The organism is Mesorhizobium sp. 2RAF21, assembly GCF_052115345.1.
Classification (GTDB): domain Bacteria; phylum Pseudomonadota; class Alphaproteobacteria; order Rhizobiales; family Rhizobiaceae; genus Mesorhizobium; species Mesorhizobium terrae.
This window is the reverse complement of record NZ_JBFRGM010000014.1, coordinates 73,533-93,912: the sequence shown is the minus strand read 5'-3', so window position 1 is coordinate 93,912 and position 20,380 is coordinate 73,533. Positions and strand designations below refer to the sequence as shown.

20 protein-coding genes and 1 tRNA gene are annotated in these 20,380 nt (G+C 64.1%); 15 read left to right on the top strand and 6 right to left on the bottom strand.

Annotated features, from left to right (window positions below; genetic code table 11):
- Positions 1–121 precede the first annotated feature (121 nt).
- The 9 genes from murA to AB4136_RS22820 all read left to right on the top strand — a co-directional run bounded on the left by murA (position 122) and on the right by AB4136_RS22820 (position 6,125).
- Positions 122–1,420 carry a UDP-N-acetylglucosamine 1-carboxyvinyltransferase gene (gene murA, locus AB4136_RS22860; protein ID WP_024926024.1) on the top strand — a complete coding sequence of 433 codons (1,299 nt, stop codon included), beginning with the start codon at positions 122–124 and terminating at the stop codon, positions 1,418–1,420.
- Between the two features lie 302 nt (positions 1,421–1,722).
- On the top strand, positions 1,723–2,157 hold the full coding sequence (locus tag AB4136_RS22855; RefSeq protein ID WP_024926023.1) for a DUF2948 family protein: 435 nt from the start codon (positions 1,723–1,725) through the stop codon (positions 2,155–2,157).
- Between the two features lie 3 nt (positions 2,158–2,160).
- A complete protein-coding gene (hisD, locus tag AB4136_RS22850; protein WP_024926022.1) occupies positions 2,161–3,453 on the top strand; it encodes a histidinol dehydrogenase in 1,293 nt (430 codons plus the stop codon).
- A gap of 6 nt (positions 3,454–3,459) precedes the next feature.
- On the top strand, positions 3,460–3,945 hold the full coding sequence (locus AB4136_RS22845; RefSeq protein WP_024926021.1) for a UPF0262 family protein: 486 nt from the start codon (positions 3,460–3,462) through the stop codon (positions 3,943–3,945).
- 224 nt (positions 3,946–4,169) lie between these two features.
- Positions 4,170–4,388 carry a translation initiation factor IF-1 gene (gene infA / locus AB4136_RS22840; RefSeq protein ID WP_006200926.1) on the top strand — a complete coding sequence of 73 codons (219 nt, stop codon included), beginning with the start codon at positions 4,170–4,172 and terminating at the stop codon, positions 4,386–4,388.
- Between the two features lie 22 nt (positions 4,389–4,410).
- Positions 4,411–5,040, top strand: coding sequence for a Maf-like protein (locus AB4136_RS22835; protein WP_024926020.1), 630 nt, complete (start codon positions 4,411–4,413; stop codon positions 5,038–5,040).
- A gap of 33 nt (positions 5,041–5,073) precedes the next feature.
- On the top strand, positions 5,074–5,286 hold the full coding sequence (yacG, locus tag AB4136_RS22830) for a DNA gyrase inhibitor YacG (protein WP_024926019.1): 213 nt from the start codon (positions 5,074–5,076) through the stop codon (positions 5,284–5,286).
- Positions 5,287–5,468: 182 nt separating this feature from the next.
- A tRNA-Phe gene (locus AB4136_RS22825) sits at positions 5,469–5,544 on the top strand.
- A 188-nt stretch (positions 5,545–5,732) separates the two neighbouring features.
- Complete coding sequence (locus AB4136_RS22820) at positions 5,733–6,125, top strand: GFA family protein (protein ID WP_024926018.1); 393 nt, start codon at positions 5,733–5,735, stop codon at positions 6,123–6,125.
- A 22-nt stretch (positions 6,126–6,147) separates the two neighbouring features.
- Here AB4136_RS22820 and AB4136_RS22815 read toward each other — a convergent pair whose 3' ends face one another.
- Positions 6,148–7,668, bottom strand: a complete 1,521-nt coding sequence (locus AB4136_RS22815; RefSeq protein WP_171020905.1) for a winged helix-turn-helix domain-containing tetratricopeptide repeat protein — start codon at positions 7,666–7,668, stop codon at positions 6,148–6,150.
- A 163-nt stretch (positions 7,669–7,831) separates the two neighbouring features.
- On the opposite strand from AB4136_RS22815, the gene AB4136_RS22810 reads away from it, so the two are divergent.
- The 4 genes from AB4136_RS22810 to AB4136_RS22795 all read left to right on the top strand — a co-directional run bounded on the left by AB4136_RS22810 (position 7,832) and on the right by AB4136_RS22795 (position 10,621).
- On the top strand, positions 7,832–8,209 hold the full coding sequence (locus AB4136_RS22810) for a MerR family transcriptional regulator (protein WP_024926016.1): 378 nt from the start codon (positions 7,832–7,834) through the stop codon (positions 8,207–8,209).
- A gap of 98 nt (positions 8,210–8,307) precedes the next feature.
- Positions 8,308–8,994 (top strand): hypothetical protein, encoded by a 687-nt coding sequence (locus tag AB4136_RS22805; RefSeq protein ID WP_024926015.1) that lies wholly within the window; start codon positions 8,308–8,310, stop codon positions 8,992–8,994.
- A gap of 124 nt (positions 8,995–9,118) precedes the next feature.
- Complete coding sequence (locus AB4136_RS22800) at positions 9,119–9,370, top strand: DUF1127 domain-containing protein (RefSeq protein WP_024926014.1); 252 nt, start codon at positions 9,119–9,121, stop codon at positions 9,368–9,370.
- A 339-nt stretch (positions 9,371–9,709) separates the two neighbouring features.
- Positions 9,710–10,621 (top strand): polysaccharide pyruvyl transferase family protein, encoded by a 912-nt coding sequence (locus AB4136_RS22795; protein WP_024926013.1) that lies wholly within the window; start codon positions 9,710–9,712, stop codon positions 10,619–10,621.
- Positions 10,622–10,652: 31 nt separating this feature from the next.
- Here the strand turns inward: AB4136_RS22795 and AB4136_RS22790 are convergent, their stop codons facing one another.
- From AB4136_RS22790 to AB4136_RS22780, 3 genes are all read right to left on the bottom strand, one after another.
- On the bottom strand, positions 10,653–11,906 hold the full coding sequence (locus AB4136_RS22790) for an MFS transporter (RefSeq protein WP_137900265.1): 1,254 nt from the start codon (positions 11,904–11,906) through the stop codon (positions 10,653–10,655).
- 9 nt (positions 11,907–11,915) lie between these two features.
- Positions 11,916–12,125: a hypothetical protein gene (locus tag AB4136_RS22785; RefSeq protein ID WP_137900266.1), complete on the bottom strand. Its 210-nt coding sequence runs from the start codon at positions 12,123–12,125 to the stop codon at positions 11,916–11,918.
- Between the two features lie 64 nt (positions 12,126–12,189).
- Entirely contained in the window at positions 12,190–12,804 is a 615-nt protein-coding gene (locus AB4136_RS22780) for a TetR/AcrR family transcriptional regulator (protein WP_024926011.1), read from the bottom strand.
- Positions 12,805–12,987: 183 nt separating this feature from the next.
- On the opposite strand from AB4136_RS22780, the gene AB4136_RS22775 reads away from it, so the two are divergent.
- Together AB4136_RS22775 and AB4136_RS22770 are read left to right on the top strand one after the other, a co-directional pair.
- On the top strand, positions 12,988–14,157 hold the full coding sequence (locus AB4136_RS22775) for an efflux RND transporter periplasmic adaptor subunit (RefSeq protein ID WP_024926010.1): 1,170 nt from the start codon (positions 12,988–12,990) through the stop codon (positions 14,155–14,157).
- Entirely contained in the window at positions 14,154–17,252 is a 3,099-nt protein-coding gene (locus tag AB4136_RS22770) for an efflux RND transporter permease subunit (protein ID WP_024926009.1), read from the top strand. The genes AB4136_RS22775 and AB4136_RS22770 overlap by 4 nt, the downstream gene beginning before the upstream one ends.
- Before the next feature lie 35 nt (positions 17,253–17,287).
- Here the strand turns inward: AB4136_RS22770 and ggt are convergent, their stop codons facing one another.
- Positions 17,288–19,033 (bottom strand): gamma-glutamyltransferase, encoded by a 1,746-nt coding sequence (ggt, locus tag AB4136_RS22765; protein WP_024926008.1) that lies wholly within the window; start codon positions 19,031–19,033, stop codon positions 17,288–17,290.
- Positions 19,034–19,177: 144 nt separating this feature from the next.
- Entirely contained in the window at positions 19,178–20,341 is a 1,164-nt protein-coding gene (locus AB4136_RS22760; RefSeq protein ID WP_024926007.1) for a dipeptidase, read from the bottom strand.
- Positions 20,342–20,380 lie beyond the last annotated feature (39 nt).

Below are 20,380 nucleotides of genomic sequence, written 5' to 3'. Positions count from 1 at the left end.
GCCGCTCTTGCGCCGGCTTGCAGCGAAATCCTATTTCTTGAACCGGGTCGACCAATGGTTTAGACGGCGCCCAACACGCAACCGATGAAAAGCCGACAAATCGGCCGAGGGACACTCTTTCATGGATCGCATCAGGATCGTCGGCGGCCGCGAGCTCGCCGGTACCATCCCCATCTCGGGCGCCAAGAACGCCGCGCTGCCCTTGATGATCGCCTCGCTGATGACCAGCGAAACGCTGACGCTCGAGAACGTGCCGCATCTGGCCGACGTCGAGCAGCTGACCCGCATCCTCGGCAACCACGGCGTCGACTATTCGGTCAACGGCAAGCGCGACCATCAGAACGGCAATGGCGGCGGCTATTCGCGCACCATCAACTTCACCGCCCGCGACATCGTCGACACGGTTGCCCCCTATGAGCTGGTGTCCAAGATGCGCGCCTCGTTCTGGGTGATCGGCCCGCTTTTGGCGCGCATGGGCGTGGCCCGCGTCTCGCTGCCCGGCGGCTGCGCCATCGGCACCAGGCCTGTCGACCTGTTCATCGATGGCCTGCAGGCGCTGGGCGCCGATATCGATGTCGACAACGGCTATGTCGTGGCCAAGGCCCACAACCGGCTGAAAGGCAACCGCTACGTCTTCCCGAAGGTTTCAGTGGGCGCCACCCATGTGCTGATGATGGCGGCCTCGCTCGCGCGCGGCGAAACGGTGCTGGAAAACGCCGCCTGCGAGCCGGAAGTGGTCAATCTCGCCGAATGCCTGAACGCCATGGGCGCGAAAATCCACGGTGCCGGCACGCCCACGATCACCATCGATGGCGTCGACCAGCTTTCGGGCGCCAGCATCCGCGTCATTCCCGACCGCATCGAGACCGGCACCTATGCGATGGCGGTGGCGATGACCGGCGGCGACGTGCTGCTGCAGGGCGCGCAGCCGGACCTGTTGCAGACCGCGCTCGACGTGATCAGCCAGACCGGTGCCGAAATCACGCCGACCAACGAAGGCATCCGCGTCAAGCGCAACGGCGCCGGCATCTCGCCGGTCGACGTGACCACGGAACCCTTCCCCGGCTTCCCGACCGACCTGCAGGCGCAGTTCATGGGCCTGATGACTAAGGCCAAGGGCAAATCGCATATCACCGAGACCATCTTCGAGAACCGCTTCATGCATGTGCAGGAGCTGGCCCGTCTCGGCGCGCGTATCCACCTCTCCGGCCAGACGGCGATCGTCGAAGGCGTTTCCAAGCTCAAGGGCGCGCCGGTGATGGCGACCGACCTGCGCGCTTCGGTGTCGCTGGTCATCGCGGGGCTCGCCGCCGAAGGCGAAACGACGGTCAACCGCATCTACCATCTCGACCGCGGCTTCGAGCGGCTTGAAGACAAGCTCTCCGGCTGCGGCGCGGTGATCGAGCGGATCAGCGGCTAAGCGAATCGGCAGTCGGCAGTCGGCAGTCGGCAGTCGGCAGTCGGCAGTCGGCAGTCGGCAGTCGGCAGTCGGCAGTCGGCAGTCGGCAGTCGAAGCTGCGTCGCAAACGCTGATCGGCTGTCTAGCCGGTTATACCGCCGACGGTGGCGATGGGACTTGCTGTTTATCGCCACCGACAAATCCCCGATCTTTTAATCCCGACTGCCTACTGCCGATTGCCGACTGCCTCCCCGGTTGCGCGCGCCGGAAAGACCGCCTAACAGAAGGTTGAACGACAAAACCTTCGCAGGTGCGGAATCCGCATGAACGCTCTGAAACTGGTCGCGCTCGACGACGAAGACCTCAACATCATCTCGGCCCATACACAGGACGCCGTGATGAAGGTCGCCGACCTCGAATATCTGCCGGCCGCCAAGCGTTTCGTGCTGCCGATGAACCGTTTCGCCTGGGAGGTGAAAAAGGGGCTGTTCCGCAAGCACAACGAACGCCGGCAAAGCGTGCTGCATTTCGACCGGGTGCTGGCGGCCAAGACCAGCGGCATCGCGCGCGACAAGCCGCAGGAAGTGCTGTCGCTGCTCGCCATCAGCTTCGTGCCGATTACGGCACCGGCCGGCATCGTCGAACTGATCTTCTCCGGTGGTGGCACCATCATGCTGGAAGTCGAATGCGTCGAGGCCCGGCTGGCCGACCTCGGCGGTGCCTGGCAAGCCTCTTCGCGCCCGGCGCACAGGGGCTGACCGATGGCCGTGACCCTGCGTTCTTCCGCCGCCGATTTCGAACAGCGCTTCGCCGCCTTCCTCTCCACCAAGCGCGAGGATTCGCCCGAGGTCGACCTGGTCGTTCGCCAGATCATCGCCGACGTGCGGGCACGCGGCGATGCCGCGCTGAAAGAGCTGACGCTGAAGTTCGACCGGGCCGATCTCAATCGCATCGGCATCGCCGTCGGTCCGGACGATATCGCCGCCGCCTACCGGCAGGCCGACCCCGAGACCATCGATGCGCTGAAGCTGGCGCGCGACCGCATCTTTTCGCACCACCAGCGGCAGATGCCGAAGGATGACCGCTATACCGACGCGATCGGCGTCGAGCTCGGCTCGCGCTGGACCGCGGTGGAATCGGTCGGGCTCTATGTTCCCGGCGGCCTTGCCAGCTATCCGAGCTCGGTGCTGATGAATGCCGTGCCGGCGAAGGTTGCCGGCGTCGGGCGCATCGTCATGGTGGTGCCGCCAACCGGCGGCGAGATCAACCCGCTGGTGCTGGTGGCGGCCGACATTGCCGGCGTGACCGAAATCTACCGGGTCGGCGGCGCGCAGGCCGTTGGCGCACTGGCCTATGGAACGGACACGATCAGCCCCGTCGTCAAGATCGTCGGGCCGGGCAACGCCTTTGTCGCCGTTGCCAAGCGACAGGTGTTCGGCAAGGTCGGCATCGATTCGATCGCCGGTCCTTCCGAAGTGCTGGTGGTGGCCGACCGCGACAACGATCCGCAATGGCTGGCCGCGGACCTGCTGGCCCAGGCCGAACACGGCATGGGCGCACAGTCGATCCTGATCACCGACGACGAGGGGCTTGCCGCCGATGTGGAGCAGGCGGTCGCGGCGCAGCTCAAGACCTTGCCCAGGCCGCAGAACGCCGCCGAGAGCTGGCGCGACTTCGGCGCCGTCATCATCGTGGGCTCGCTCGACGAGGCGCCGGCGCTTGTCGACCGCATCGCGGCGGAACATGTCGAACTGGCGGTCGCCGATCCCGAAGCATTCCTCAAAAAGATCCGCAACGCGGGCGCCGTATTCCTCGGCCGCCATACGCCGGAAGTCATCGGCGACTATGTCGGCGGCTCCAACCATGTTCTGCCCACCGCGCGCTCGGCACGCTTCTCATCCGGCCTGTCGGTGCTTGATTTCGTCAAGCGCACCTCGGTGCTGAAGCTCGGCCCCGAACAGTTGCGGCAACTGGCGCCGGCAGCCATTACGCTGGCCAAGGCGGAAGGGCTCGACGCGCATGGCCGCTCCGTTTCCATCCGGTTGAACATGTAGGCGAGCATGTCGGGAGCCGAGGCAACCAATGCGAGGCTGATCGACGTCGAACTCGACGAAACGATCGGCCGCTCGACCCCCGACGTCGAACATGAACGCGCCGTGGCGATCTTCGACCTGATCGAAGAAAACAGTTTCCGCCCGGTCAACGACGATGGCGGCGGCCCGTACAAGCTCAAGCTGTCGCTTGCCGAATCGCGGCTGATCTTCGCCATCAGCCGCCAGGACGGTTCGGATGTCGTCGCCCATATCCTGTCGCTGACGCCGTTCCGGCGCATCGTCAAGGACTACTACCTGATCTGCGAAAGCTACTACGACGCCATCCGCTCCTCGACGCCGAGCCATATCGAGGCGATCGACATGGGCAGGCGCGGCCTGCACAATGAGGGTTCGCAAACGCTGATGGACCGGCTGACCGGCAAGATCGAGATCGATTTCGACACGGCTAGGCGGTTGTTCACGCTGGTTTGCGTGTTGCACTGGCGTGGCTGACGAGCGGTAGCCACGGGCCACGACAAGCCAATGGCCCGGCTTTTCGAGTACCGGACATCTTGAGCTTGCAAGCCCCCTGCCGTTTGCGAAACGAAGCGGATAGGCCTGCTACGCCTCACGGGCGGCAAGCCGATTAAGCGTGTTCACAAAGGGGCGATAATCATATAGGTTCCGCGCCAATTCCGGCCCGGCAGCCGGGAATCCATCCAAACCAAAGGTATCGAATGCCGAAGGAAGAAGTCCTCGAGTTTCCGGGTGTGGTGACAGAATTGTTGCCCAATGCGATGTTCCGCGTGAAGCTCGAAAACGAACACGAAATCATTGCCCACACCGCCGGCCGCATGCGCAAGAACCGCATCCGCGTTCTGACGGGCGACAAGGTCCTGGTCGAAATGACGCCATACGACCTGACCAAGGGCCGCATCACCTATCGCTTCAAGTAACAGGCCTCCGGCTGGATACGCGATGAGCAGTTCGCACAAGCTCGTGCTGGCCTCGGGATCGCCTCGGCGGATCGAGCTCCTGCAACAGGCCGGCATCGAGCCCGACCGCATCCTGCCGGCCGATATCGACGAAACGCCGCAGCGTGCCGAACACCCGCGCTCGCTGGCCAAGCGGCTGTCGAAGGAAAAGGCGGAAAAGGCTTTCACCCTGCTGCAGGACGAAGCCGAGCTCGAGCGCGGCTATGTGCTGGCCGCCGACACAGTAGTGGCGGTCGGCCGCCGTATCCTGCCCAAGGCGGAAACCAGCGAAGACGCCGCGTTCTGCCTGCAATTGCTGTCGGGTCGCTCGCACCGGGTCTACACCGGCGTCTGCCTGATCACGCCCTCCGGAAAGCAGCGCCAGCGGCTGGTGGAGACGCGCGTGCGCTTCAAGCGCCTGCCGCGCATCGAAATCGACCGCTATGTCGCTTCGGGCGAATGGCGCGGCAAGGCCGGCGGTTATGGCGTGCAGGGACTGGCCGGTGCGTTTGTCGTCAAGATGACCGGTTCCTATTCCAACATCGTCGGCTTGCCGCTTTTCGAGACAGCGGCGCTTTTGGACGGCGAAGGCTTCGACACCCACCGCAACTGGCCGGCACGCGCGCTGTCTTGACGACAGCCAAGCCCGGCGTGGGAAGACCTGACAATGAGCACCAATGACGCCACCGTCACGCCGCTGCGGCCAAAGCGGCCCTGTCCGGAATGCGGCCGCCCTTCCGCACGCGAGACCTATCCGTTCTGCTCGACCCGCTGCAAGGAACTCGACCTCAATCGCTGGCTGAAGGGCGTCTACGTGCTTCCGGGCGTCGATAACGACGCCGACACGGAAGAAAAGGCCCCGGAACCGCCGCGGGATTGATCGTCCGCGCCCCTGGCAACAAGGCGCGTTGCCGGCATTTTGGCACACCAATTGTTTTCCCGGCGAAATCGCCGCCGCGGTGCTGGACAGGCGGAAATCTCGTGCTATAACCCACGCGCTTCCGGGGGACGCCCAGCGTTCCGGCGAAGCAGGTTGGCCCCGACCATGGGCCGAACCGAGATGCCCAGGTAGCTCAGTTGGTAGAGCATGCGACTGAAAATCGCAGTGTCGGTGGTTCGATTCCGCCCCTGGGCACCACTCAACCAATCAGCCTTTGATTTCATCGAATTCTGACGCAGAAATCCTGAACTTGCCATGTTCAGGGATGTTGCTCATCTCTTGTTCAGCGCAGGTGAGCGGCCGAAAAGGCAGACATACCTTTTCCGGGTATCACGGCCGGGTTCACTATAGCCATCCCAGTCAATCGGTTTTGGAGGAGGCACGACATGGAACGGTACACCGGGGGCTGTTCGTGCGGGAACGTCCGCCTTGTGGCGTCGGGACGACCTTACCGGGTCGGCATCTGTCACTGCCTCGACTGCCGCAAGCATCATGGCGCGCTTTTTCACGCGTCGGCGATCTTCCCTCAGGATGCGGTGACGATCGAAGGCGAAACGCGCGACTATGCCGGGCGTTTCTTTTGTCCCCGCTGCGGCTCGCCGGTTTTCGGGCGTAGTGGGGACGAGATCGAGGTCAATCTCGGATCACTGGACGCGACTGACCAATTCAAGCCGACCTACGAACTCTGGACCGTCCGTCGCGAATCCTGGCTGCCGCCGTTTCCATTTGCGAAACGCTACGAACGCGATCGAGAGACCGACGGCCGCTTCGAGGACTAGGTGGTGGAAACCGGCCGGCTCGTCACTCCGGCAGGCCGGCCTTGCGGAAACCGTCGACGAAATGTGCGAGCGTGGCGGTGTCGCGGAACGGCTCCTGCGCGCGCCAGTGGCTGATCGTGAAATGCGGGCTGCCGACGAGGAACAGTTCGGTTTCCGCACGCGCCTCGTCCAGCCGGCCAAGTTGGGCAAGGCTCGCCGCCAGGAAGCGGCGTGAGGTTGTGCGGTAAGTTTCGTCCCGGCGCAGGGTCTCGATGACGGCTTCGTATTGGCGGGCCGCATACAATGCCTGACCGAGCGTCAGATAATACCAACTCGGCGGGTAGGGGTTCAGCCGGAATGCCTTGCGGCTCTGCTCGAGGCCTTCCTCGATCCGACCGGCCAGAACCGTGATGTCGGAGAGGGCCGCCCAGGCGTCAGCCTCGTTCGGGTCGAGCGCAATCGCCTGCTCGAATTCCGCGTCCGCCTCGGCGAAGTCGCCGTTGAACGTAAGCAGGTAAGCCAGGACCCAGCGACAGCCGGCATCGTCGGGATCGAGCGCCACGGCCTTGCGGGCCAGTTCGAGGACGACGGCACGCTCGGGTTCCGTCGGTCCACCCGAATGCACCCGGCCCATCCAGTGGTTCATGGCAAGCCAACGATAGGCTTCGGCATATCCCGGATCGAGAGAAACCGCGCGCGTCAGCATCAGATGCGCTTCCCGCGCCGACTGCGGCTGATCATCCATCAGCCTGCGCGCCCGCACGCAAAGATCATAAGCTTCGAGATTCCCGGGTCGTTTGCGTGGCGATTGCGCGCGCAGCCGGCCGAGCAGCGCCTCGACGATCCTGGCCGTCACCTCGTCCTGAACGGCGAAGATGTCCTCCAGCCCGCGATCGAAGCGCTCCGCCCACAGCTGGTTGCCGCTCTCCGTATCGACCAGTTGTGCGTTGATGCGCACGCGGCCCGCTGCGCGCCTCGCGCTGCCCGTGAGCAGGTAGCGCACACCGAGGTCCTCGGCGATCTCGCGCACGGCCAGTGCCTTTCCCTTGTAGGCAAAGGCGGAGCTCCGCGCGATGACGAACAGGTCGGCGTTTCTGGAAAGGTCGGTGATCAGGTCTTCGGTCAGGCCATCGGCGAAGGCACCCTGTTCGGCATCGTTGCTCATGTTGTCGAAGGGCAGCACGGCGATCGATGGCTTGTCGGGCAGCGGCAAGGGTTTTCGCTTGGCGCCGCCGAGCCGTTCGACGGCGCCCGTGAAACGGTAGCCGACACGCGGAACCGTGGCGATCCACTCGCCGCCGCCGTCGTCAGCCGGACCAAGCAATTTCCTGAGCTGCGCGATCTGGACGGTGAGGTTGCCTTCCTCGACAGCCATGCCCGGCCAGGCCGCGTCCATCAACTCGGCCTTGCCCAGGATTTCACCGGGCTGTCCGGCGAGTGCCGCAAGCAGCTTCAGGGCGCGATAGCCCACGGCAACGGGAACGTCGTCACGAAGCAGCGTTCCCGCATCCGGATCAAGCACGAACGAACCAAAGGCAAAGCGCGATCCCTGCATAGGACGCATCCTTAGAGCCTTTCAGGCTTGCATGGAACCGGGTGCCCGCCCCTGGGCTTCAGCTTCCGGACATTGGAACCGCGCGCAACATCGCAGCGGTTGACGAACATGCACTTCGATCCTAGATCTACACCCAACGTCAGGTTTAGATAGGTGTCGTTTGTCGTCGCTCATGCAGATTGGAGAATTGTCGGAACGTGCCGGCGTCAGCCACCGCACGATCCACTATTACGAACGGCTCGGGCTGGTGAAGCCGACCGAGCGCGAGGGTGCGGGCTATCGCTACTATGACGAGATCGCCGTCAAGCGGCTGGAAAAGATCGCGGCACTGAAGCGCCTCGGTCTCAGCCTCGACGAGATCGCCGCCGTCATCGACCTCTATTTCGAGGATGCCAGCGGCATCAAGGGCAAGGAAAAGGTGCTGGAAATCCTGCAAACGCAGCTGAAGAGGGCGAATGCCCAACTGCATGAACTGACCGCGTTCAAACAGGATCTGGAAAACAACATCGCCCGCATGCATGCCCTGATCGCGGAAGCGAAGCGGAAATAGGCGCGACTGGAGCGACGGACAGGTGCATTCTAAATCTACACTTGACGTCAAGTTACACATCAACCTGCAATCCCGACCGAACTGAAGGAGTTTTCGACATGCCTCGCATACGCCCCCTCATCGTCGTTCTCGGCCTTGTCGTCGGGGCCACCACAGCCAGCCTTGCCTTCGCCTCCACGCAGAAAGGAAAGACCATGACCTCCCCAACGCTTGCCGGCGAACCGGTGGCCACCACCATCAAGACGTTCATGCCGGCCGGCTACCGAGAGGTGGCCCGCCGCACCGTTGCCGTGGACGGCGAAGCCGCTGAACTTGTCCGCCACGAGCGAACAGACGGCCGCAACGCCGCACTGGGCGGCGAGCATTTCAGTATGATCATCGCCGCCGATGGTCGCCTCAAGGGTTTCGTCCGGATGGATCTCGATCTGGTCGGCGGCCGACTGCCGACACGGCAGGAGACGCAGGCGATCGCCATGGATTTCCTGCGCGATGCGGCACCCGATCTTTTGCCGGTTCTCGATATCAGCTGGATCGAGCCGCATGACGAGCCGCTGCGGGTGACCCACAACGGACGCATGGAAGACCTGACCCTCACCGGCATGAAGGTCAAAATGCGCAACACTGCCGATGGCCTCTGGATGTGGGTCATCGTCGGCGCGGACAGCAAGGTCATGGTGTTCGAGCGCGACATTCACTGGATCAGTTTCCCCGGCCGTCGCGGCACGGAAAAATGGCTCCACGATTCCTGGCTCGCCGAAAAGGGGCACAGCCTCCGTCAATCCTGATCGGCGGTTTTGGAAGTTTTGAGAACTATTTGGGGCGGCTTAATTACGCCGCCGTCCGCATCCCGCAGAATTCAACCTCTTTCAGGTCGAGGGCTCCAGGCCCTCGACCGATATGGAGGTTGCCATGAACGATATTCTTGCGCCGGCCCGGCATCGGGCAACGCAGTCGGGAACGCTCGCTGCGCCGGCGGATATGTCGCGGCGCTACAGCGTGGCGAGCCTGCGCCGTAGGATCGCGACCTGGCGTGAGCAGATACGCTTTCGCTGGGACCTCAAGCAAATGGCGAAGGACAATCCGCATTTGATCGACGATATCGGCCTGACGAGGCGGCAGGCCGAGGAAGAGATCGCCAAGCTGCCCTTCTGGCAACGATAAGAGCGCGTTTACGTCCGAACCGAATCCTTCCCTACCTGTGAGGGTGCCCAGTAGCCGCTGTTCTAGCCCGATAGCGCCTTCACAAAACAGTGACACCGCTTTGATCACGGACGCGTCGCGACGGGGCTTATAAAGCCCCGTACATCCGATGCGATCCAATAAGTCAAAGCCACAGTGGTCTATCACCCCCAGCCGCCCTGACATCCTAGAAGATCAAGCCTCCCCTGACGGGTTCCGTGGCGCAATCCGCGCCGCTCCCGCAGATTTCGCCAACCCGTTGTTCGCGTCACGGGCACCGCACAGATACCCCGGCCGAGCATTCGGCCCAGGCAGAGAAGAATGCAGCTCGGCTACTATCGCGACCTTCCAAATTTCGGGGACGTCCTAAGTCCGCTTCTGGCGCGATGCGTGTTCGGCGACATTTTCGACGACGATCGCTCCAGCCGCGTTTTGTTCATCGGCACCGTGATCGGGCGTTCCGCGCCACAGGACGCCCACGAGATCATCATCGGCGCGGGCGCCGGCTACAAGCGCGGTCGATACGACACGGAAAACAGGACGGTGTTCTGCGTGCGCGGGCCGCTGACCTGCAAGCTCCTCGGCATCGACCGGTCCCATGCCGGCATCGATCCCGCCATTCTGGCATCGCGCCATTTCACGCATTCGAGGGCCGGCGGGCCGGCCTTCATGCCGCATCATCACTCGCACACCACGGCGGGTGAAATCCTGGCCGGGCTCTGCGGTGCGTTGGGGATCACCTACATTTCACCGCTGAGCGACGCCGAGGCGACGCTGTCCCGCATCGCCGGCGCGTCGTGCCTGATCACCGAAGCCCTGCATGGCGCGGTGGTGGCCGAGTCCTACGACGTTCCGTGGGTGCCGGTGATCTTCTCCAGCAAGGTGCTGGAGAAGAAGTGGCGCGATTTCACGGCTACGATCGGCACAGACTACCGACCGGTCGACATATCGACCAACATCGCCTTCGATGGCGATGTGCGCCTGGCGAACGTCCTCAAACATGCCTTGGGGCGGGCAAGGCTCGGCAAGCCCGCCTATCGCTATCTGCCGGTCAGGAAGACCAGCCAATCCGCTCTCGGCGCGCTCGAGACCTCATTGGCGAAACTACGGACAGGCCCCTTCGTAAAGTCCGAGCGCCCCGTCAGAATGCAGTCGATCGGCAAGCTCGACGACGCGGTGATGCGCTTCACCGACCTCAATCGGTGCGGCGCCTTCAACACTCCCAGGTCGTGACCCGAGACGTCTAGGCCGATTCTCACAATCGTCACTCCTTCTCGCCTGACAGTTTGGCCGTAACCCCGCGCAAGCCGGGCATGAGGAAAGCGGCGAGGGCGCAGGCGAACAGCAGCGCCGAACAGGTGGCCAGAACGACCGTCGCACCGAAGGCGTCGAGCGCGGCGCCGGCGCCAAGAGCCGCCACCGGCGCGCCGATCAGGATCAGGCTCATTGAAATGCCGATGACATTGGCGCGCAATTCCTTCGGCACGCTCGATTGAAGCAGGGTAGCGAAAACCGGCGACAGCGGACCGGCGGCGACACCCAGCATGGCACCCGAAGCGACAAGGATCGGCACCGACCGGCCCAACAAGAGCAAGGCGACGCCAATGGCGAGCCCGGCGAAAGCGGCGGTGAAGACACCGCGCAGCGACGGCGCCCGTTCGGCAAAAGCGAGCGTCAGATTGGCGACGATGGCGCCGACCGAGGCCGCGGCGAGGAACATGCCAAGCAGCGCCGCCGAACGGCCTTCGGTCCGCAGGATCGCCGGCAGCGCGATCGCCTCCAGAGCGACGAAGATGCTGGTGCCGACACCGGCCAATATCAACGCCGCGCGCAGCACCGGCTGGCCGAAGATGAAACCGAGCCCGGCCTTCATCTGGTCGAATGTCGTTCCGGCGGCGCGGCGCAGGCGAAAGCGTGGCAGGCTTGCCGCCACGAGCACCGCCGCCAGCAGGTTGATGGCGGCGACGATCCACAACAGGGCCGTCGTAGAGACGGCAGCGACCAGGAAAGCGGCGACCGCGGGCCCGGCGACGGCGGCGCTGTTGTCGATCAGGTCATCGATGGCATTGGCACGGATCAACGGCATGCGCGCCAGCCTGGTGATTTCAGGCACACGCGCTTCGATGGCGATGCCGCCCGGCCCGTCGAGCACGGCGCCTAAAAAGGTCAGGGTCGCCAGCACGCCGATGGTGAGCATGTCGGCATCGTAAGCAGCCGCCGCGGCAACGGACGCCGCCGCCCCCATGGTCACCGAGGCAATCGCCATGCGGCGAATGCCGACCCGTTCCGCAACTATGCCGCCGAAGGCGGTGCCGACGATGGCAGGCAACAGCGCCAGTGCGGCGACGATGCCCATCCAGCCGGCACTGCCCGTCAGGTCGTAGACCAGCCAGGGATAGACGACGGCGCCGATCGCATTGGCGAAATTAACGGTGACACTGGCAAGCTGCAGCCCGGTAAAAGGCCAACGGCTGCGGGCCTGACGAAGCGTCTTTACCGGTTGCTGCTCAACCGTCATGACGGATCGTCATTTTTCCAAACGCCGCAATGCCGCCGGGCTACCCGCACCAGCCTTCGGCGCTTTCTCCGGCACGAGATAGAGCAGCCAGATGAACCAGGAGAGGTAGATATATTCCCAGGCGCTGGCCTGGCCGTTGTAGGCGGCGATCGCGTCGGGAAATTTATAGATGCCAATGAGGCCCAAAAAGCCGAGCCACCAGCGTTTCTGCATCTGCATCGCCTTATCTTTCCAAGGTCGCGGTCGCGGCTGAGGGAAAGGCCCTCACAACCGACGAGGCCGTTCAGGCGGTCGCCGGCGCAGCACCCGGCCGCAGGAAGCGCGTGATGAGAAGCCGCAGCATCGGCCGCTGCTCCAGCGGGCTGAAGCCAGGGTCGACGGCGACGCGGCTGAAAATGCCGTCGACCAGCGCCGCGATCCAGCGCGCGCTGTCGGCCGGATCCAGCGTCGGATCGACAAGGCCGCGCGCGGCGGCATTGCGCAACAGCGTGTTCAGAGCCGTTTGCAGTTCAGTGTCGGTTTTGGCGACGAGGTTGCCGATCTCCTCGTCACGAATGGCCTCGGCGGCGATTTCGAGCGCGAGCTTGAGGTAGGTCGGATCCGATGCCAGTTCGAGCACGATGTCCATGAAATCGAGCAACTCGGCAAAGAGGTCCGAAGAGGGATTGATGCCCTCGAAGTAGTCGGCGGTCTGGCGCCGTTCCTCCTCGACGATAGCGGCGATGATCGACTGCTTGGTCGGGAAATAGTGGAAGAGATTGCCCGGGCTCATGCCGGCTTCGGCGCAAATCTCGGCCGTAGAGGTGCGATGGAAGCCCTTGCGCGCGAAACAAGCGACCGCAGCCTCAAGAATCTGCCGACGTTTTGCTTCGTGCTTCTCGGGGTCGACCTTGCGCATGCTTGCCTCAATTCCGCCGCCGTTTTATTAGATTAGTCAGTCTAATAAATTCCGTATGACGACGTGTCAACGCAAAAAAGCCAGTTATTGCATGGCTTGACACGCTCTCCGGTGATTTATTAGATCGACTAGTCTAATAATGAAGACGTGGCGACTTCGCCCCAGACATAGGCAGCAACATCCATGCGTGACGTCCCTCACTTCGTTCGGGCAGCCGCGGCCTCGTTTTCCCTTCTGCTGGCGGGCACAAGCCCGCTGCTGGCCGACGGCGCTTCCGCAGCCGCGTCGGCACAGCCGACATTGTCGCAGCGCACCGTTTCGACCCTGATCGCCGAGCGGCAGCCGGCCGAATGGACGCTGACCTTCACCGGTGTCCTGGTGGCCCGCGACGAGATTGCGGTCGGCACAGCGCAACAGGACCAGCGCATCGCCTCCGTGGAGGTCGAGGTCGGCCAGCGGGTTACCGCCGGCCAGGTGCTGGTCAGGCTGGAAACGGCGATGCTGGAAAACAAGTTGCGCGAGGCGGAAGGCCGCGTCGCCCGCAGCAAGGCGTCACTCGCCCAGCAGGAAGCAACCCTGGCACAGGCGCGGGCGGCGCTCGATCGTGCGGAGCGGCTGAAGCTGAGCCGTATCATTTCCGAACAGACCTATGAGGAGCGCACCTCCACCGTGGCCGTTGCAACGCAGGGCGTGGCCGTGCAGCGCGCCGAAAACGCCGAAGCGGAAGCGCAGCGCGCAGAAGCGACGCGGCAGTTGGAACGCGCCATCATTCGCGCGTCGGCAGACGGCGTGGTCTCGGAACGGCAGGCGCGCGCCGGCGCACAGGCCGGCGCCGAGCCGCTGGTGCGCATCATCCGCGACGGGTTGGTGGAGTTCGCCGCGGAAATCCCGGAAGCAGACCTGCCGTCGCTGGCGGTCGGCCAACCGGTCAAGATCAGGCTGGCCGGACGGACAAGCGAGATCGGCGGCACCGTGCGCGTTGTGGCGCCGAAGATCGATCGCGAAACCCGGCTCGGCGCGGCGCAGATCGCGCTCGACACCAACGAACCGCTGTTCGCCGGCGCTTTTGGCAGGGCCGAAGTGGTGTTTGCCAAGCGCGAAGCCATCGTCGTCGCCGACAGCGCGCTGGTCTATGGGCGCGGTACCGACGATTCCGCTGTTTTCGTTGTCGAAAGCGGCCGCGTGCAACGACGCCCGGTCGAGACCGGCTTGCGCAAGAGTGGCAAGGTTGAAATCCGGACCGGGCTTGAACCAGGTGAGCGCATCGTCGCCAAGGCAGGGGCCGCCCTGCGCGAAGGCGACGCCGTCACCGTCGTCGACCTGGTGCCGGCCGCCGGGAGCGTGAAGCGATGACCCGCAACATTTCCGCCTGGGCGATCCGCAAGCCGATCCCTACCATCGTCCTGTTTGTCGTCCTGACCTTTGCTGGCATGGCCGCGTTCATGCGGCTGCCGATCAACGCCAACCCGAATGTCTCCTTCCCGATCGTGACGGTGACGGTGACGCAAGCCAGCGCCGCGCCCGCCGAACTGGAAACGCAGGTGACGCGCCGCGTCGAGGGTGCGGCCTCCGGCCTTCCCGGCGTCAATCATATCCGTTCGACGATCAGCACCGGCGTCTCGACGACAACGGTCGAGTTCAAGATCGGCACCGATCCCGACCGCGCCACCACCGACGTTCGCGAGGCGGTCACGCAGATCCGCTCGGATCTGCCGCAATCGATCCAGGAACCGGTGATCTCGCGCGTCGATGTCGACGGCAGCGCCATCCTCTATTACACGATCAGGGCACCGCGCCTGTCGCCCGTCGAGCTGTCGTGGTTCGTCGACGATACCGTCAATCGCGAACTGCTCGCGGTCCCGGGCGTGCAGAAGGTGCAGCGGCTTGGCGGCGTCAACCGCGAAATCCGCGTGTCGCTCGATCCGGACAAGCTGCTGGCCCTCGGCGTCACCGCCGACCAGGTCAATTCGACCTTGCGCGACATGAACGCCAACATTCCCGGCGGACGTGGCACGATTGGCGGGCGAGAGCAGGCGATCCGGGCGCTGGGCAGCGTCAAGACCGTCGAGGAACTGTCGCAGCTTTCCGTCCCCCTGCCCGGCAATCGCTGGGTGCGACTGGCAGACATCGCCACCGTAGCCGACACTTCGGCCGAGCCGCGCAGCTTCGCCCGGCTGGACGGCGAACAAGTAGTCGGCTTTTCGGTTTCACGCGCCAAGGGCTACAGCGACACCACCGTCGCCGAGGCCGCGAAAGGGCGTATCGCCGAGATTCAGGCGCGCACCCCCGACATCGAGATGAAGGAAATGATCTCGACGGTGCAATATACGATGGAAAGTTATGACGCCGCCTCGACCGCTCTGGTCGAGGGCGCGATCCTGACCGTCGTCGTGGTGTTCCTGTTCCTGCGCAATTGGCGCGCGACGCTGATCTCGGCGCTGGCGATGCCGCTTTCCATCCTGCCGACCTTTGCCATCATGGCGCTGCTCGGCTTCACGCTGAACTCGATCAGCCTGCTGGCCCTGACGCTGGTCATCGGCATCCTGGTGGACGACGCCATCGTCGAGATCGAGAACATCGAACGCCACATCCATATGGGCAAGCGGCCCTATATCGCTTCGATCGAGGCGGCCGATGCGATCGGCCTGGCGGTGGTCGCCACCACGCTCACCATCGTTGCTGTTTTCGCGCCCGTCAGTTTCATCGGTGGTGCGGTCGGTCAGTATTTCAAGCAATTCGGCCTGACGGTCGCTATCGCCGTGCTGTTCTCGCTGCTCGTTGCCCGCTTGCTGACACCGTTGATGGCCGCCTACCTGATGCAGCCGGCGGCGCACCCCACCCACGCCGACGCTGCGCCGTCCACCTTTTCCGCAGGCTATCTCAAGCTGCTCGGCTGGACGCTCGACCATCGCAAGACCGCTCTGGGCATCGTCGCGGTGATCTTCGCCGGCTCCCTTGGGCTTTTGACCCTTTTGCCGACCGGCTTCCTGCCAACCAGCGACGGCAATCTCTCGCAGGTCAAAGTGACCCTGCCGCCCGGAACCAGGCTGCCCGAGACGGAGAGCGTGACCGATGGCATCGTCAAGCAACTCATGACACGACCCGAGGTAGAGGCCGTTCTCGCCACCTCGGAAAGCGTCAACGAGGCAAACCTGCTCATCCGGCTGACACCGCGCAGCGAACGCAAGCTTAACCGCAAATCGTTCGAGATGGAGGTGCGGCCGATCTTGGCCGCGACACCCGACATCCAATTCACCTTCCTGTCCGACGGCGGCGGCAAGGAGGTCTCGATCTATCTCGTCGGCGAGGACGCGGTGCAACTTTCCGACGCGGCGCGGAAACTGGAAATGGAGATGCGCGGGCTGCCGCAATTGGCGAACGTGCTGTCCACCGAGCCCCCGCTCGCGCCGGAGCTGATAGTAAAACCCCGCCCCGACGAAGCCGCCCGTCTGGGCGTCTCCTCGGCAACGCTCGGCACCGTCGCCCGCATCGCCACATTGGGCGAGACCGACGCCAATTCGGCGCAGTTCAATCTCGGCAACCGCCAGGTGCCGATCCGCGTGATGCTGGACACATCGGCCAGGGCCGATCTGGAGACGCTGCGCAAGCTGCGCGTCAGCACGTCGAGAGGCAAGATGGTACCCTTGACCTCGGTTGCCGACATCTCGTTCGGAGCCGAGGAAGGCCAGGCCGAAAGGCTGAATCGCAAGCGGCTGGTGGCCATCGAAGCCAATCTCAACGGCGTGACGCTGGGCACCGCGATGGCCGCGATTGCCGAGCTGCCGGCCTACAAGCAATTACCGGCGGGCGTCACGCTGGCCGAATATGGCGACGCCGAATACATGGCCGAGATGTTCCGCAACTTCGCGCTCGCTGTGCTGGGCGGCGTGCTGATGGTGGCGGCGGTGCTGATGCTCCTGTTCAAGGACTTCCTGCAGCCGGTGACCATCCTCATCGCGCTGCCGCTGTCGCTTGGCGGCGCGGCACTGGCATTGCTGCTGGCCGGTTCGGCGCTCGACCTGTCTTCGACCATCGGCATCCTGATGCTGATGGGCATCGTCGGCAAGAACTCGATCCTGCTAGTCGACTACGCGATCGAGGCGCGGCGCGAAGGCCTCGACCGACGCGCCGCCTTGTTGAAGGCCGGAACGACGCGGGCGCGGCCGATCATCATGACCACCATCGCCATGGTGGCCGGCATGGTGCCCGCCGCGATCGGCGTCGGTGCTGACGCCGGCTTCCGCGCCCCGATGGCGATCGCCGTCATCGGCGGCCTGATCACCTCGACGCTTCTGTCGCTCGTCTTCGTGCCGGTGATGTTCACCGTCATGGACGACCTGAAGAACTGGCTGGCCCGCAGGCTAAAGCCACTCACCTCGGTGACGGAAGCCGACCGGCTCCAGGGAGAACTGCTTGCTAGGCGGCAAGCCGAAATGCCGGGCTCTTAACCCCCAGCTGAGCCCGGTGGAGGCGCTGGGGGACGTCAATACCCCAGCGCCTCGCCAGCCGTGGCGCGGCTGTCGATGGCGCCGTTGTAGCGTGCACCGCCACCCTTCCGGATTTCGCCCAGGCTGCGCCCGCCGATCAGGATACCGGCAGCTTTGCCCCAAGTCTCGCCTTCCTCGGCGACATCCAGCTTGTAACCCATGCCGGCAAGCAGCTTCAGCGTATCCGGCGACAGGCCGTCCTGCTCGACATAGACCGTGTCCGGCAGCCACTGATGGTGGATGCGCGGCGCATCGATCGCCTCCTGGATGTTCATGCCGTGGTCGATGACGTTGATAATGGCCTCGAGCGTGATAGTGATGATGCGCGAGCCGCCGGGACTGCCGATGACCATGAACGGCTTGCCGTCCTTGGCGATCACGGTCGGGCTCATCGAAGACAGCGGCGTCTTCTTCGGCTGGATGGCGTTCGCCTCGCCCTGAACCAACCCGTAGAGGTTGGGCACGCCGGGCTTCTGGGTGAAATCGTCCATCTCGTTGTTGAGCAGGATGCCGGTGCCGTCGGCCACCACGCCGGCACCGAAACTGCCGTTCAGCGTATAGGTGACCGCAACCGCGTTGCCGTCCTTGTCGATGATCGAATAGTGCGTGGTCTCCTTGCTCTCGCCGAACCCTTTCGGCATCAGGTCCTTGGAGACGCCCGCACGGAACGGATCGATCTTGGCGCGGATTTCGGCGGCATAGTTCTTGTCCAGCAGCTTCGATACCGGGTTCTGGACAAAGTCCGGGTCGCCCAACGCCGAATTGCGGTCGACATAGGCGTAGCGCATCGCCTCGATCATCAGATGCGCGGTATCCGCCGATCCCGGGCCGAGATAGGAAAGCGGATAGCCCTCGAGAACGTTGAGGATCTCGCAGATGATGACGCCGCCCGAGCTTGGCGGCGGCGAGGAAACGATCTCGTAGCCACGGTAGTTGCAGGTCACCGGGGCGAGTTCGCGCACCTTGTACTGCTCGAAGTCGGCCTTGGCGAGGATGCCGCCCTTGCCGCTGCTGGCGGCGACGATGGCGTCGGCGATACCGCCCTTATAGAACGCGTCGGCGCCCTTGTCGGAAATAGTCGAAAGGGTCGCGGCGAGGTTCGGCTGGACCAGCTTTTCGCCGACACCGAACGGCTTGCCGTCCGGTTTCAGGAAGATGGCGGCCGCGGCCGGGTCCTTGGCCAGCCTTTCCGCGCCACCGGCGAGCGAGGCGGCATCGCCCTGTTCAAGCGTGAAACCGTCACCGGCCAGGCGAATTGCCGGCGCCATCAGGTCCGCGCGCTGCAAGGTTCCGTATTTCTCGCGTGCATATTCGAAACCGGCAACCGAACCCGGCACGCCGACCGCCAGATAACCGTCGAGGCTGGCGCCCTTGACCGGGTTGCCGTCCTTGTCGAGATACATGGTCTTGGTGGCGGCAAGCGGCGCGCGCTCGCGGAAATCGAGGAAGGTCGTCTTGCCGTCCTTGAAACGAATGGTCATGAAGCCGCCGCCGCCGATATTGCCCGCGGTCGGATAGGTAACGGCCAGTGCGTAGCCGACGGCAACCGCGGCATCGACGGCGTTGCCGCCTTTCTTCAGAACGTCCACGCCGGCCTGGGTGGCCAGGCGTTGCGCCGTGACGACCATGCCGTTTTCGCCCTTCGCCGGCTCCGGCGACGCAGCTATCGCCGGCGCTATCGGCGCGCAGGCAAGCGCAAGAACAAGGTTGACGGAAATCAGCGCGTGGCGGATTCGTTGCATGACCGTTCTCCAGAGATCCCCCGCCCCAGAGTGGTGATTCACGACGGGGCCAATGACTCGCCTCAAAACCGCTGCGATGCAAGGCGCCATATTCGGGAAATAATCGGCACAACGATCAGGCGTTTGCGGCGAAAGCCGTGAACCTCAGTCCGGCAGATTTTCGAGCAGGAAGCGGATTTCGTTGCCACCCATCGCCTTGCCGGTATCCGCGTCGCTGAAACCGGCGGACTGCAGCGCGTCGGTGATCTGGACAAGTCCGGTGGTGTCGAACGGCATCGCGACGGCGCCGTCGAAATCCGAGCCGAGCGCGACATGATCGATGCCGGCGACACCGGCTGCATGCTGGATCGCCCTGGCAACGGCGGCTGCATCCTTGCCGCAGACGGCGGTTTCCCAGTAGCCGATGCCGATCAGTCCTCCCTTGGCCGCCAGCGCCTTCAGTTGGTCGTCGGACAGGTTGCGGTTGTTGTCGCAGGTGCCCTTCACTCCGGTGTGCGAGATGACGACGGGACGCGTCGAGACAGCGAGCGCATCGTCGATGGTGGCGGACGAGGCGTGGGCGAGATCGAGGATCATGCCCTTTTCCTCCATGCGGCGGACCATCTCGCGACCCTTGTCGGTCAGGCCGCCCTTGTCGACGCCATGCGCGGAACCACCCATCTCGCTGTCGAAGAAATGCGCAGGCGACATCATGCGGAACCCGGCATCGAAGAGCGCGTCGACATTGGCCGGATCGCCTTCCAGCACCTGCGCGCCCTCGATAGCGAGCAGACCGGCGACGATACCGCGCTCGACCTTGCGTCGTTCCAGGAAACGGCGCAGGTCGCGCTTCGTCCTGATGACGACGAAGTGGCCGTCGGAGCGTGCCGCCATGTCGTTCAGCCTGGCGGCCTGGTAAAGCGCGCGCTGCTTGAGGCTGAGGATAGCCGAAAGCGGCCAGCGCTGGCCTATCGCAAGCAGCGTGATGTTGTCGGTCGAGCCGTCATTGTGCTCGATGTTCTGGCCACGCGGCGACTTGCTGACCACGGCGAACACCTGCAGGGCAACGTTGCCGTCCTCCAGCCTCGGTATATCGACCTGACCGCGTGTGCCACGCGCCAGCAGATCGCGCCCCCACAGCAGCGGGTCCGCGTGCAGATCGGCGATGATGAGCGTCTCATGCAGCGCCTTGGCCTTGTCCGAAGCCGCATAGGGCGGCGGGTTGATGACGCGGTTCATCGCCTGTTCGACGCGGGCCGGCAGCACGAAGAAGAAAAAGCCGAGCCCGACGGCGAGCAGCACCACCAATGCCGGGAGAATGAACTTCAAGAAGCGCCGCATCATACCCCCAACCGTCAGAGCCTCTCG

What these genes read in the sequence shown, in the direction of transcription:
- murA (WP_024926024.1), top strand. Translation starts at nt 122, where the DNA reads ATGGATCGCATCAGGATCGTCGGCGGCCGCGAGCTCGCCGGTACCATC.
- AB4136_RS22855 (WP_024926023.1), top strand. Translation starts at nt 1,723, where the DNA reads ATGAACGCTCTGAAACTGGTCGCGCTCGACGACGAAGACCTCAACATC.
- hisD (WP_024926022.1), top strand. Translation starts at nt 2,161, where the DNA reads ATGGCCGTGACCCTGCGTTCTTCCGCCGCCGATTTCGAACAGCGCTTC.
- AB4136_RS22845 (WP_024926021.1), top strand. Translation starts at nt 3,460, where the DNA reads ATGTCGGGAGCCGAGGCAACCAATGCGAGGCTGATCGACGTCGAACTC.
- infA (WP_006200926.1), top strand. Translation starts at nt 4,170, where the DNA reads ATGCCGAAGGAAGAAGTCCTCGAGTTTCCGGGTGTGGTGACAGAATTG.
- AB4136_RS22835 (WP_024926020.1), top strand. Translation starts at nt 4,411, where the DNA reads ATGAGCAGTTCGCACAAGCTCGTGCTGGCCTCGGGATCGCCTCGGCGG.
- yacG (WP_024926019.1), top strand. Translation starts at nt 5,074, where the DNA reads ATGAGCACCAATGACGCCACCGTCACGCCGCTGCGGCCAAAGCGGCCC.
- AB4136_RS22820 (WP_024926018.1), top strand. Translation starts at nt 5,733, where the DNA reads ATGGAACGGTACACCGGGGGCTGTTCGTGCGGGAACGTCCGCCTTGTG.
- AB4136_RS22815 (WP_171020905.1), bottom strand. Translation starts at nt 7,668, where the DNA reads ATGCGTCCTATGCAGGGATCGCGCTTTGCCTTTGGTTCGTTCGTGCTT.
- AB4136_RS22810 (WP_024926016.1), top strand. Translation starts at nt 7,832, where the DNA reads ATGCAGATTGGAGAATTGTCGGAACGTGCCGGCGTCAGCCACCGCACG.
- AB4136_RS22805 (WP_024926015.1), top strand. Translation starts at nt 8,308, where the DNA reads ATGCCTCGCATACGCCCCCTCATCGTCGTTCTCGGCCTTGTCGTCGGG.
- AB4136_RS22800 (WP_024926014.1), top strand. Translation starts at nt 9,119, where the DNA reads ATGAACGATATTCTTGCGCCGGCCCGGCATCGGGCAACGCAGTCGGGA.
- AB4136_RS22795 (WP_024926013.1), top strand. Translation starts at nt 9,710, where the DNA reads ATGCAGCTCGGCTACTATCGCGACCTTCCAAATTTCGGGGACGTCCTA.
- AB4136_RS22790 (WP_137900265.1), bottom strand. Translation starts at nt 11,906, where the DNA reads ATGACGGTTGAGCAGCAACCGGTAAAGACGCTTCGTCAGGCCCGCAGC.
- AB4136_RS22785 (WP_137900266.1), bottom strand. Translation starts at nt 12,125, where the DNA reads ATGCAGATGCAGAAACGCTGGTGGCTCGGCTTTTTGGGCCTCATTGGC.
- AB4136_RS22780 (WP_024926011.1), bottom strand. Translation starts at nt 12,804, where the DNA reads ATGCGCAAGGTCGACCCCGAGAAGCACGAAGCAAAACGTCGGCAGATT.
- AB4136_RS22775 (WP_024926010.1), top strand. Translation starts at nt 12,988, where the DNA reads ATGCGTGACGTCCCTCACTTCGTTCGGGCAGCCGCGGCCTCGTTTTCC.
- AB4136_RS22770 (WP_024926009.1), top strand. Translation starts at nt 14,154, where the DNA reads ATGACCCGCAACATTTCCGCCTGGGCGATCCGCAAGCCGATCCCTACC.
- ggt (WP_024926008.1), bottom strand. Translation starts at nt 19,033, where the DNA reads ATGCAACGAATCCGCCACGCGCTGATTTCCGTCAACCTTGTTCTTGCG.